9 protein-coding genes are annotated in these 12,799 nt (G+C 64.7%); 4 read left to right on the forward strand and 5 right to left on the reverse strand.

Translation table 11 applies throughout. The features are described 5' to 3' along the window. Positions 1–12: 12 nt before the first annotated feature. Positions 13–978 carry a YegS/Rv2252/BmrU family lipid kinase gene (locus VKP62_16390; GenBank protein ID MEB3198773.1) on the forward strand — a complete coding sequence of 322 codons (966 nt, stop codon included), beginning with the start codon at positions 13–15 and terminating at the stop codon, positions 976–978. On the opposite strand, the gene VKP62_16395 is transcribed toward VKP62_16390, so the two are convergent. From VKP62_16395 to VKP62_16415, 5 genes are read right to left on the reverse strand one after another with little or no spacing between them, the layout of a single operon-like run. Continuing rightward, positions 939–2,096 carry a DUF3419 family protein gene (locus tag VKP62_16395; GenBank protein MEB3198774.1) on the reverse strand — a complete coding sequence of 386 codons (1,158 nt, stop codon included), beginning with the start codon at positions 2,094–2,096 and terminating at the stop codon, positions 939–941. The genes VKP62_16390 and VKP62_16395 overlap by 40 nt on opposite strands. Next, positions 2,093–3,049, reverse strand: coding sequence for a diiron oxygenase (locus VKP62_16400; protein ID MEB3198775.1), 957 nt, complete (start codon positions 3,047–3,049; stop codon positions 2,093–2,095). Before VKP62_16400 ends, VKP62_16395 begins: the two co-directional genes overlap by 4 nt. Next, on the reverse strand, positions 3,046–5,646 hold the full coding sequence (locus VKP62_16405) for a PEP/pyruvate-binding domain-containing protein (GenBank protein MEB3198776.1): 2,601 nt from the start codon (positions 5,644–5,646) through the stop codon (positions 3,046–3,048). Before VKP62_16405 ends, VKP62_16400 begins: the two co-directional genes overlap by 4 nt. Further along, positions 5,643–8,249 (reverse strand): AMP-binding protein, encoded by a 2,607-nt coding sequence (locus VKP62_16410; protein MEB3198777.1) that lies wholly within the window; start codon positions 8,247–8,249, stop codon positions 5,643–5,645. The genes VKP62_16405 and VKP62_16410 overlap by 4 nt, the downstream gene beginning before the upstream one ends. Next, a complete protein-coding gene (locus VKP62_16415) occupies positions 8,197–9,246 on the reverse strand; it encodes a hypothetical protein (GenBank protein ID MEB3198778.1) in 1,050 nt (349 codons plus the stop codon). The genes VKP62_16410 and VKP62_16415 overlap by 53 nt, the downstream gene beginning before the upstream one ends. Before the next feature lie 110 nt (positions 9,247–9,356). On the opposite strand from VKP62_16415, the gene VKP62_16420 reads away from it, so the two are divergent. The 3 genes from VKP62_16420 to VKP62_16430 form a co-directional block, all read left to right on the forward strand. Beyond that, complete coding sequence (locus tag VKP62_16420) at positions 9,357–11,612, forward strand: MMPL family transporter (protein ID MEB3198779.1); 2,256 nt, start codon at positions 9,357–9,359, stop codon at positions 11,610–11,612. After that, the gene (gene msrB, locus VKP62_16425) at positions 11,609–12,004 is read left to right on the forward strand and encodes a peptide-methionine (R)-S-oxide reductase MsrB (protein ID MEB3198780.1); all 396 of its coding nucleotides are present in this window, start codon (positions 11,609–11,611) and stop codon (positions 12,002–12,004) included. Before VKP62_16420 ends, msrB begins: the two co-directional genes overlap by 4 nt. Positions 12,005–12,193: 189 nt before the next feature. After that, positions 12,194–12,799: hypothetical protein (locus VKP62_16430; protein ID MEB3198781.1), on the forward strand; the 606-nt coding region annotated here is incomplete at its 3' end.

Genomic DNA, 12,799 nt, shown 5'->3' on the forward strand with positions numbered 1-12,799 from the left:
GCCAGCCTGCGCTTGCTGAGATACCGCATCTTGATCAACCCGACAGCGCGGAACGGCGCTGACAGACGCTGGGTTGGCATCGTCCGGGAGGCCTTCGCCAAGACGGATCATGAGGTGGTGATTCCCGGGTCGTTCGACGCCATGCGTCGGGCGGCCCGGGAGGCGATCGACGAGCGCGTGGACGTGGTGGTGGTGGTCGGCGGTGATGGCACCGTCAATGCGGTGGCCAACGTCCTGGCCGGGAGCGAGACGGCCCTCGCCGTGGTTCCAGCGGGAACGGCCAATGACCTCGCCCGTGCCCTGAACATTCCCCTCAACCCCCGGGGAAGTTGCCAGAGCATCCTGACAGGCCAGCGCCTTCCACGTGACCTCGGTCGGGTCAACGGTCAGTACTTCTTGACCGGGGGAGGGACCGGGATTGTCAGCGACGTGGCCTTGGGCGTTCACGCCCTCAAGTCAGGAGGAGGTCTGCAAGGCTGGCTCACCCGCGCCCTAGGGAGTCTGGCTTATTCGTTGTACAGCGCCTGGCTCCTGTTGACGGCAGACCAGGTTCCCCATCGCCTGCACCTGGTGGTGGACGGTCACGACCTGGGCGATCGGAATGTGCTGGCCTTCTTCGTTCAGAACCAACCGGCCATCGGTCGCACCATCATGCCCTGTCCAGATACCCGGCCGACCGACGGAAGCCTGGGCTATTGCCGCCTGAGCTGGCATTCTCGCTTGCGGGGCTTGATGCTGGCCGCCCTGCTCAACCAGAACGGGGCCCATCGGAGGCATCGCGACGTGCTGATCGGAGAAGGGCGGCAATTCGTGCTGACCTCGGATGAGCCCTTGGACTTCATGGCCGATGGCGAGCCACTCTCGCAATCCAGCCAGCTCTGCGTGGAAGTCGTCCCGGCGGGCGTATGGGTGATCGCGCCCGGCCCCACGGCAGCGCGTCAGGACCTGCTGACTGAAGCGGCCGTGAAATGGGCATAGGGAAACCGATCGGCGTATGCCAACCGATCGGCTAAGGCGCGCGCCTCGTGAAGGCCCTCCACGTTCGGCAGTGGCCGCGGAAAAAGGGTGCTCCAGTAACAGAGTCGGGCACCCTCGCGAGCCGCAGACACCACATCGCGCAAGGACTGGGCACGGGCATCGTCGCTGAGCCAGTCATAGAGATTCGAAAGGTTGAACGCGTCAAAGTGGCGGCTGCCGTGCGACGCGATCGCCTCGGACAGGGATGCACAACGCAATTCGATCCGATTCAATCGCGCCCTGACGATCGGTAACGCCTCCTCGCTCAGATAGGGCGGCAAGGCCCGGTCCTCCAGATAGGCTCCTCGTAGAATCAGGGCCACAAAGTAGTTCTCGCTCAGCAGGCCCGATGCGAACAGGCGATCGACGCGCTCATGAATACGCAGGCCAAAATGATCCGCCTCCACATATCGAAAATGACTCGGGTCCTTGGCCCGCATCAACACCTGCCGATGGAACACCAGGCGAAACAGCAGGCGCCAGCGACGGCCATCCCACTGGGTGCGATAGTGGCGATGCTGCGCGGCCAGATCCTCGAAGGCGAACAATCGCTTCACAGAGGAAGTCCCGAACACGGCGCGAACGAGACGACCAAAGCTGAGCAGGTAGCGATCCGTTCTGCCGAGGCGATGCAGACCACGCTCGAGCAAGGGGCGTCGCGCTTCCCAAAACACTTGATCAGCAGGCGGCAGGAGGGAACGAAGTTGAAGGTACGAGGCCCAGCGTCGCCGAGAAGGACGGACACCAAGTAGTTCCAGTAGTTCCTCCCGCGGCAACACCGTCATGGCAGCCATCTTGAGACGAACCAGGGCAAGTTGGTGCGGGTTGAAGTCCACCGCCAGCACCTCAGCGGGGTCATCCAGCAACAGGGCAAACAGGTTGCAGCCTGCCGAAGCAATCGATAGCACGCGATCGCCGGACTGAACCCTCAATGCCGCTCGAAGCACCGCCGGGTCTTCCCAGCAAGCCGAGTAGCCCACCTCCCGAAAAAACGGGCGGCCTGCAAGACCAGCTTCGTCCCCTGCGGCCGCCCGCGAGCGGACCGTTTCCGAGCTTATCCCCGCATCAGACAAGGTCACGCCGATTCGCGAACATAAGCCGGTAAACCACGACGCGCCAGCGCGAACTCGGGGTAATGATCCATGGCCGCAAAGGTCCGGGGCATGGCATCACGAGAGAAGTGCGTCCGTTGAAACGCCTGATTTTGGGCCAGAGAGGCGAGGTCCCGTTCAAATTCGACACGATGCGCGCGCAGTGCGGGGGCCTCGCGCAAGATGGCCTCGAGCATGACCCGCGGTGCCACGCGTGGGGCCGTCATCTGGCCAGCGACGTGGTCGAGCAAGACGACATTCAGACGCCGTTGCCACATCGGCGCTCGTTCCCAGAGATGCGTGAGCAGGTGCATGTCGATCGACACGTGACGCGTCTCATCCACCATGTGAGCGTGATAGACCGCCTTGAACAGCGGATCCACGCGGGGGTCCTGGTGGTACTTGCGATACAGGTCGAGGGAGCGCTCCTCGACGAGCATGGCGAGCCAGATCCAGAAAACAAAGAAGCCTGGTCCTCCCTCCAACGCGGTCGCAAGCAGCCGGGCGCCTGGATGGCGCCCGTAAATTTGGAGGGTGCGACTTGCGTAAGTTTCAGGTTCGGCCGCCTCCAGCAGGCGCCAGAACATCTCGGTGTGCTTGGCCTCTTCGTCGACGAAGTCCTGGAGACACGCCGCCACATCTTCCGGCAAGCGGTAACGCTTGGGCCGATCCAGCACACGCTGCGCAATCGGGCCCAGCAGATGTTCCTCGAAATATATGAAGTTTTCGACCTTGGCCACCGCCGTGACACGCGCTCCGGCTCGACGTTCTGCATCGCCCAGCCGCTCGTATGAGGGCGAATGATACAGGTAGCCAATGCATTCCGGCCCCCACCAGGCATCCTTGGAGACCCCCAGTTGCCAGGGCAAGCCATCCACGTCCAGCGGTCGTTGGGTGGCCTGACGATGCAGGACCTGGGGATCAATCAAGTGGGTGGTCACGCGCCCGTCTCCTCGCTCAAGATTCGAATGGTGCCAGTGCCGCCATTCATGTGTACCCGCTGCCCGTCCGCCAGATGCTGGCACAAGCCGGGAACGCCGACGATCGTGGGCAGGCCCATCTCGCGTGCCACGATGGCCGAATGGGACAGCACGCTTCCCTTTTCGACCAGCAGCCCCGAGGCGGCAGGGTAAAGGGCCACCCAACCCGGGTCAGTGCGCGCGGTGACCAGGATCTCACCGTTCAGGTTTCCATCCTGCTGCGGATTCAAGATACAGCGTGTTGCCGCCTCCACGAGGCCAGCGCAGCAAGGGGTCCCTTGCAACGTGTCGGGGGCATCACTCGCCGTTGGCGCTGGAGGGACATACAGCAAGGGCAATCCACGCGTCACGAAGCGATCGGGCACCACGTCATCCGCGAAGCCCGCATAATCGGCACGCCGCAACTCAACCAGGGCACTCATCTGCCGGGTCACCGAGCGACCGTCCACCAATGCGGTGAGTTCATCGACCGTGAGATAGAAGACGTCCTCCGCACGGCTGATCACCCCCACCGCCGCCAGGTCTCGTCCAGCTGCGGTGAACAAACGCCGCAACACGCCCGTGAGGCGGGTACGCGCAAAGCGCATGTTCTCCCGATTGCGCACGTGCAGACGCGTCCAGTTGAGGAGCTTCCGAACCCACCACGCGCGCACGGGGCGCCCTTTTAAACCGGCTGCCAGACGGGCTTCGGCAGCGGTTCGAACGCCCCCCTGAAGCACGGTCTCGGCGGAAGCCTCGGCGGAGGGAAGGGCCACGTAATTGCGCAACAAAGGGACAATCAGGGCTGGCTGATCCCGTGGGGTGGGGTTTTCCAGTTTCAGCTCCCCCATGGTGCGATCCCCGTAGGCGTCGAGCCAGGCTTGCAGCGCCTGCGCCAGCGGCTGTGTCTCGGGTCGCACGGCGAGACTTGGGAGAAAATCCGCCGGTTCAGCCGTCAGCAGGGCAGCCGCCACGGGCTGCTGTCGAACCTGCTGGGCAATCGCCATCAAGCGTCGCGTCGGCTCGGTGCTCTCGATCTCACCGGACGACACCAGCAAGGCCCCCACCAGGCCATCCTCGTGGGGCAACCATCGGGCCACGCATCGTTGCAGGGACGCCATGCACACCATGGCCCCCACGTCCGTGAGAATGGGAGCCTCCCAGTGATGCAGCACCTCGACCACCAACTGATGGTAGAGGTTGACCAGGCGGGCCGTTTCCCACCCTTCGAAGGTCTCACGACGCCAAGTTTGATAGACGCGGTCGAAGCGGGCCCAGAATGCCTGTATGCGCGCCCCGAGCGTGAGATAGGCCCAGCCCGTCCGGATCACCATGGCCAGGAGACGAGGCAGGTCGTGGGTCCATTTCCGCAGGGGATCGCCCGCTGGCGGCAATTCGATGTTCAGCGACTCGCGCACGCCCATCATGTTTTCCATCGCGCTGCGGGTGAAGCTGAAACCTGGAAGATGCGCCATCGAGAGGTACCAGATCAACAGGTTGTAATACACCCGGCCCCGGTGAAGGCCGATATAGGTGGACATCTCCCTTTCATGCTCGTCATGAATCCGTCTCGGGACGCCCAGCAAGCGACCGAACTGGGTGTAGACGAGGCGATAAGCCAGACTGGCGTGCGAAAAAGTCAGGGGCAGGGTCAATCCGTCATAACTCTCGACGATGTTGCTGTTGTCCCAGAGCATCCGATGTTGGCTCATCGGGGTGGTGATGGGGCGTGCCTGCAAGACCAGTAACTGGTCGCCCGAGAACGCCGCCTCCACATCCATGGGGCGCCCGAAGGAAGCGCGCACCGCCTGGGCCAATTCATGGATGGCCCGGCGATGCTCGGAACCAAGCACCGCGCAACCGACCCTTTCAGCGGGCAAAGAAAGCTCGGTCACTCCACCATCCGACTGCAACGTACGCAGGAGGCTCTGCTCTCCTCCGGTGTGGCGCAGCAGCCGTCCATCACGCGACAGCACATCGGTATCGCCTTCGGTGGCGCCATTGACCAGCGCATCTCCCAGCCCCCACACCGAGGAGACGAGCACCTCATCCGGGTCGCCATTGATGGGATTGCCGGTAAACAAGACCAGCGCCCGGTCCGCTGGGACCATAACCTGCACGACCACCGCCATGGCCGCCTGCGAGGGGCTCAGCCCATGGCGGCGGCGATAGGCGGAGGCCCGCTCGCCATGCAGAGACTTCCAGCAGCCCAGTACGGCCGCGGAGACCGCGTCGAGGTCGTGGCCTACTCCAAGGAAAGACTCGAACTGCCCCGCCAGGGACAGGCGATCGCCATCCTCTTCGACCGCACTGCTGCGAACGGCGAGTGGACCAACAGGAAGGCTCGCCAAGGCCTCGGAGACCACCTTCCGGAGTTCCCCATCAAGCGGTTCGGGAGCTCCCCGCCGCTGCCACTCCCGGAACAGGTCCGCCCCGATCACGACAAATTCCGGAACGGCGAAACCGGCCCGGACCAGGCGCAGCAACCCGGTCCCCTTGCCCCCCCAGCAAGCCACGGCAAGTTCCACCGCCGTGTCCTCGGGACTGGCGAACCAGGCGGATGCGGTTTTCAACGTCAACGGCCCATCCCCCAACTGGCCAGCAACACCCCATTCAATGTCAGCAAGGTGAGCGTGGCAACCGCTTCAAGTTTCTTGGCCTGCTCAGCCGATGGCCGCCGCGCAAATCGCACGAAGGCAAGCGTGACCAGACCAATCGCCGCAGCGCCCGATAGAATCGCCAGCGATCCGACATGCAAGGCGGGTGCGGCCAGGGCCAGCAGGCCGAGGGCCAGACCCTGCATGCCGATCACCAGTGCCAAGGCCCCCGGGATGCCCAGTCGTCTGGAGTAGGTGTCAACCTGAGGACGCTCCTGGCTCGGTACGCGAACCTTGCGCGCGACTTCGAGCGAGTAGATCAAACAAAAATTCATGCCGGCAAACAGCATGAGACTCGGATGCCAGACTTTCTGCGCGACGGGAGGCAGGAGCCCGCCCAGCGTCCCATCCGGCCCAGCTTGCGCGGCCAAAGCCGCCACCGCCGCGCTGGGCAGGGCATCGAGGATCGCGGCATAGGCCGTCAGTGACATCAGGGAGATGATGGCCATGTGGCTCACGCCATAGAGCACAAGATGGCGCCGCAGCCAGTCGCCCACGTAGAATTCGCGCAGCATCAGCCAGGTGTAAGCAATCAACACCAGGGTCCAAACCAGCAGCACCGGGCCTGCCCAGGCGGCCAAAGCCAACTCGAGGGCGATCGCCCCCCAGGCCGCCATTCGCAACTGGCGAAGGGAAACCCAGCCGCGCGAGAGCACCCGTTCTGGAAAGGCCACCCGGTCGATCAACCAGTCCTTGTGCTCATCGAAGACCCGCAGGTGGAAGAACACGGCCGTGAACAGGGCCAGCACCAGGGCGAAGCGTGGTGCCAGTTGCCACGACAGCGGTTCCTGGATCAGCGCGAGCGTGGCGAAACCATCAGCGGCCACCATCACCGCCACACCAAGCAGGGTCTTGGCCAGCGGAAATCGTTCCTGAAAGTAAGCGTGGAAGGCCTTGGGCCACGGGGGTGGCGGGCCCTTCGCGGGAAGCACCGGTGGATGGTCCGGGAGGTCTTCCCGCAAGGCCTCGAGGTCCACTCGCGAATGATGTCGCACATCGCGTGGCAGGTCGGGGTGGAAGACAATTTCGATCGGTCCGAAGGGCGCCACGGCTTCCTCCAGGCGGGCCATCGCCTCGTGCAAATCGGCCTCCTCCCGAGGTTGCACCACCAACCAGGCCGTTCCACCCCGCGGCAGCACGGCAGCGGCCTGGACCTGCGGCAACGCCAGAGCCGCCAGCGTCACCGGAATGCCGTCGATCGGACCACACGACCGCTCGACCCGATGCGCCAGGCGACCCTGCAAATAGAGCATTCCGTTGGCCCCTTGCCCCGCCAGGTCCCCCATCCGGTGCCAGATTCGACCATCAGGGCCTTGAACCTTGTGACGCCGCCAGGCGCCCTGAACCTGCGAAGGGTCGGTGTTGACGTGCGCCCCCGAGACCATCATCTCGCCCACCTGGCCGGCTGGCACTTCGACCAGTTCCGCCCACAAGGCCTCACGGTTCAAGGGGGTCACCAGTCTCAGGTCCAGGTCCGGATGGAGGTGGCCGATGCACACGCCCGCGTTTGGCGGTCCCTCCGGAATTTCGCGCGCCGAGACGATCGTCACCGGATCCGCCTCGGTTGAACCGTAGACGCCAAACGCCTCCCCTTCCGGCATCAGGCCTTGCATCCGCTTCAACAGCGCAGGGGTCACGAGCGCGCCCCCGACGAACGCGTGTCGAAACGGAAGAGGTCGAGACGCCGCTTCCGCCGCCGCGCAAAGCCCCTCAGCGAGGGCCGGAGGGCCGACCCAGAGGGTCACGCCATGACGGGCCATCTGCGCCAGGAGCAGAGCAGGCTTGGCCCGTGCCAGCTTTCCAGCGGGAAAGGCGGGAATCACGCTGGTTCGACCGTGGCACAAGCCATCGAACAGCAACATGGGCCAGCTGGGCATGTCCACCGCGTCAGGATGCTTCGACGGGTGGAGATTCAAGGCTGCCAGTTGGGCCCAAACGTAGCCGTGCGAGCGCTGCACCGCCTTGGGCTCCCCCGTGCTGCCCGTGGTGTACACACAGGCCACCGCGGTCTCGGGCAGGACCTCGGCCACGGCGGAGTCCGCGGCCTCACGCGGCAGCAGGGGGGCACGTGTGCTCAGCCACAAGCGATGCGGAATCGCCCGAACGGCGGGAGAAAGCAGGGCGAACCAGCGCGCGGCGTGAACCCCCACGACCGCAGCGGGAGCGGCGTGCGCGCAGGCCCGCTCGACGGCTGGATGTCCAGCGGCCGGGTCGATGAACACACACACGGCGCCGATCTGCGCGACGCCCAGCATGACCGCATACAGTGGCGTGGACATCGGAACCCAGACCAGCACGCGATCGCCGGTTCCGACGCCGCGCCGACGCAACCAGTGTGCCAGCCGATTGGCCGAGGCGCGCAAGTTACTGAACGAGACCGCGAGGTCGTCTGGGGCGCCCATCGGCCGCTCCCAGATCGCAATTTTGTCGGGATTGACGCCCGAGGCGATCATGGTGCGGTGGTAGAGGTTGTCAGTGACGGAGGGTATCCCCGTAAACGACGTAATGGCGGACAGGTCGGGCATACTTGGCACTCATTCGGGCCGAGGCGTTGCATTCATGCATCTGAGCGTGCCAGGCTCGCGTGAGACCTCGCTCGTACAGCATACGATGAAACGCAAAACTCAGGGCCATGGCGCAACGGCCGCGGCGGACGTCGGGGTGAACCGCGATGGTTTTGAGTACCCCCCGGTCTCCTTCAAGGTGCCCTGTGAGCACGCCAAAAGGTGAACCGGAGGGGTCGAAGGCCGCCAGGCGAATCGGCTCCGCCTCGGCGGGAAGCGCTCCCAAGACCCGGTCGATGAAATCGGATTGCCCCAGCGGCGAAAAATAGGCATTGTCGGCGAAGGCGGCATTGATCCAGCCATGAACCACGGGCAACAAAGCCGCTCCGTCCTGAGGGGACAGCGGACGGACCAGAAAGTGGTCTCGCCTTCGAGCAGACAGGGCTGCTTCCCGGGTCAGATGGGTCTCCCAGAAGGTCGGGTCTTCCGGCAGGGCCATCGTGACGTAACGATCTGTCACCTGGAAGCCGGCGGCCCGATACCATCGGTTGTAACTCACCGGCTCGACCGCCTCACCGAAGAAACCCACAGGCCCCTGCTCCCGGTCGTCGGCCAGCACCCGATAGGGAAACCAGGTTGAAAAGGGCAGCGGTCCTCGCAGGTGGCGGGCATCGTGGGCGAAAGCCCATTGCCGCGCGGCCCGCAAGAGGGCGATCGCCGAAGCCTCGGCGGCCTCACCGTCCAGATCGGGCGCCACCCGCAACAAGGAGAAAGCGGCCCAGCGGTCTTGCCGGGGACGAGCGTCGAGCGTCACGAGCAGCGCGCCTCGTCCCTCGTCGATCAGGACCGCGGCGTGCCCCGTCAGAAAGAAGGCCTGGCTAGGCGAAAGCCACTGTTCCACCGCGCTCCGCGGCACGTGCCAATCGCCGGGATTGACTGCCAGCAGCCGCTGACGCGCTTGGTCCGAGACGGGCAAAACCGCGATGGTGGCGTCCGAGTCGAACTTCCGCAAGGCCAAGCAGCCACTTTCCAAGCCATCAGGCCGGCCAGCAGTTGTCTGGACGCGCCCCCTGAAACTCCTTCATCATAGCACCGGAAGGGGCTTCAACGGGAAGCAGGGACGACATCGTGTCCAACCATCAACACCCGCTGGCACGTTGGGGGCGCTGGGTCGCCCGCCGTCGCCACCTGGTTATTTGCGCCTGGCTGTTGATTTTTTTGGGTGCCCTGGTGGCGGCGAAGCCCCTGGCAGGGCACCTCCAGAGCGGGACGGGGAGCATCGCGGGGACGGCCTCCGCGCAGGCGGAACAGGTGTTGCGGCAGGAGTTTCGCAACCCCTTTGCCCAATCGCTCGTGCTGACCTTGCAAGGGCCGGAATGGTCCAGCGAGGCCGGACAGCACTTTCTGGCAGACCTCCAGACGCGCTTGCGCGCGCATCCAGGGGTGGCGCAGGTTCTCACGGCCGAGTCGGCGCGACACCTCCGTTCCAGGGACCCCCACGGAACCTTGGTGGTGCTGGGATTGAACGCCACCGACCTGGCGCAGGCAGAGGCCCTGGTGGCGCCGCTGCGAAGCCAGGTGAGCCATCTGTGCGCAGCGGCACCCTGGCCAGTGGTTTGGCATCTGACGGGCCGGCCCGCGCTGACCCACGACATCAATGCCTTCAGCATGCTCGACACCCGGCGGGCTGAAGGGCGAAGCTTGCCCCTCACGGCGCTGGTGTTGTTGCTGGCCTTCGGGTCGCTGGTGGCGGCCGGATTGCCCCTGCTGGTCGGAGTGTTCGCGATCATCGGAACCGTAGGCATCCTTGGCTTGATAGCTCCCTACACGCCACTCTCGACCTACACCCAGAGCGTGGCTTCCATGTTGGGCTTGGCCTTGGGCATCGACTATGCCCTGCTGATGGTGAGCCGATTCCGCGAATCCCTGCGAGCGGGGCTCGGGGTGGAACAGGCCGTCGGGGAGACCACTCACACCGCGGGGCGAGCGGTTCTGATCAGTGGCCTCACGGTGGCGATTGGCTTCGCGGGCTTGCTGGGCACGCGAGTCCTGGACAGCCAGTCGATGGGCATCGGCGGTCTGCTGGTGGCCCTGGTCTCGATCTTGCTGTCCCTATCGCTGTTGCCGGCCTGCCTGGCCGTGCTGGGGGCAAGCATCGACGCCCCACGGGCCCTGCGACTTCGCTGGCTCCTGCCGTCCCAACCGCGCTGGGAAACCTGGGTTCGACACGTGGTGCATTGCCCGAAGCGCTACTTGCTCGGGTCCACGGTCCTGCTGTTGCTGCTGGCCTCCCCCATCATCTGGCTGAAAAACGGTTTTCCGACGGGCGACTGGCTGCCGCCAGGGCTGCCCTATCAACAGGGGTTCCGGGCGCTGGCCGGGATGGGGCAAGCGGGCCTGGTGGCACCCATAGACGTGATCCTGCGCGTGTCAGAAGACGACCGGCGAACGTCGGCGCTGGCCGTTGGAAATCTGCCGGCCCTGATACGCTACACCAGGACCCTGGAAGCGGACCCACGGGTGGCGCACGTGATCAGCCCGGTGACCCTCTCCCCCCAACTCAACCCTCTCAGTTTGGCCCTCTTGTACGCCGACCAGGAGCGACTGCGCCAGCGCTTCCCCCTGCTGGCCGATGTGTTTCTGAGCCAGGACCGACAGGCCACTGCCCTTCAGGTCATCCTCAAGCAGCACGTCACCTTCGAGGGCAGCAAGCAGTTCGCGCTCGAACTGGCCAGCAGAAACCCTGCGGGCTTCACGGTCACGGTGGGCGGACAGGCGGCCTTCTTCAACGACTTCGACCGCGTGATGGGGGCTACCGTGTTGCCCGTCGCAGCCTTCATCGTGGCGGCGACCTTTGCCGCTCTGGCGTGGGCCTTCCGATCGCTTCTCGCGCCGTTGAAGGCCATTTGCCTGAACGGTCTGTCCGTCGGAGCGGGCCTGGGTGTGGTGGTGGCTGTGTTTCAATTCGGCTGGGGAATCGCCTGGTTTGGCCACCCCACTCCGTTCGAGCAGATCCCCCTGACCGTGAGCCTGAGTCTATTCTGTATCGTCTTCGGGCTGTCGATGGACTACGAGGTGTTCCTGCTCGCCCGCATCAAGGAGGCCTACGACCAGGGACAAGACAGCGCCTCCTCGGTGGTGGAAGGCATTTCGGCCACGGCCGGCATCGTCACGAGTGCCGCCGCCATCATGCTCTGCGTGTTCGGTGCGTTTGCGCGGGCCGAATTTGCCGTGGTCCAGATGCTGGGGGTCGGGCTTGCGGTGGCCGTGGCTGTGGATGCCACGCTGGTTCGCCTGGTCCTCCTGCCGGCCTCGCTCAGCTTGCTCGGCGACTGGAACTGGTATCCTGGGGGCAGGCGTCCGAAAGCGGAGGAATCCAGGTGAACAAGGTCGTGAAGAGTGAAACCGAATGGAAATCGGTGCTGACGGACGAGCAGTACCGGATCCTGCGCCAAAAGGGGACGGAGTGCGCGCTGACAGGCGAATTTTGGGACAACAAGACGGCCGGTGACTACCACTGCGCTGGGTGTGACCAGTTGCTCTTCCAGTCCGATACCAAGTTCGATTCCGGGACGGGCTGGCCCAGTTTCTTCCGGCCTGCCTCGGCGGACGCGATCGAGACCTGCGACGATCTCAGCCACGGCATGCGGCGAACAGAGATACTTTGCAGTCGTTGTGACGGCCATCTGGGTCACGTGTTCCGGGACGGCCCTGCACCGACTGGCCTGCGGTACTGCACCAACTCGGCCGCCTTCCGTTTTGTCCCGCGAGGTTGAGCCCCGGCCCGTCGGTTTATTTCTCTTTTGTAAAATCTACGTCAAGACTGGCACGGGGTCGCCTCTGCGCGGGGAACAAGAACTCTATACTGCGTTGCCACTGCCACAGGGGGATGACCAATGACTGCTCCCGTCAATCGTTCAAAGACCGCGCCTCTGAACCCTCCGCCCCCACCGCCGAAAGCGAAGGTGGAAGCACCATCGGCGGGTACGGGCAAGCCCAAAGCCGGCACTGCCCAACTTCGCGGCGACTCGAACCTGGCGGCCGGCCTTGCCAGCAAGGTTTTGAACAGCGAACTGGCCGGAGCAGGGAAAAAAGCCGCGGGAGGGGCCTTTGGGGTCTACGAGGCCGCCAATTCCTTCATCGACGGCGGTTCACGTGCCCTCCAAGGTGAATTCGAGGGCATGGTGGACCTCGGTCAAGCGTCGGTCGATCTGGTGAAGAACGCGGCGGAGACCTTGCAGGGCGCGGGCAACCTCAGCAAGCAGTTCAATGCACAAACAGGTCGTCTCGCCAAGCTGGCCGAAACCATCAGTCAGAACCTTGATGAAGGGGCCAAGTTCGGCAAGGGTCTGTCGATGGCTGGCTCCGTCTTCGGCGGACTCGGCGGGGCCGTCTCGGTCAAGAAAGGCGTTGAGGAGATCCAAGCCGGCGACACGGTGGGCGGTAGCGCCAAAGTCACCCGCGGGGTGGGTAACGTTCTCGATGGGGCAGCCGGGGTCACCCAAATGGTCGCCAAATCAGGCAGCACGATCGCCAAAGCTGGGGCCGTGGCGGGCCGAATCGCGCCGGTA

The sequence above is a fragment of the Candidatus Sericytochromatia bacterium genome (assembly GCA_035285325.1).
GTDB lineage: Bacteria > Cyanobacteriota > Sericytochromatia > S15B-MN24 > JAQBPE01 > JAYKJB01.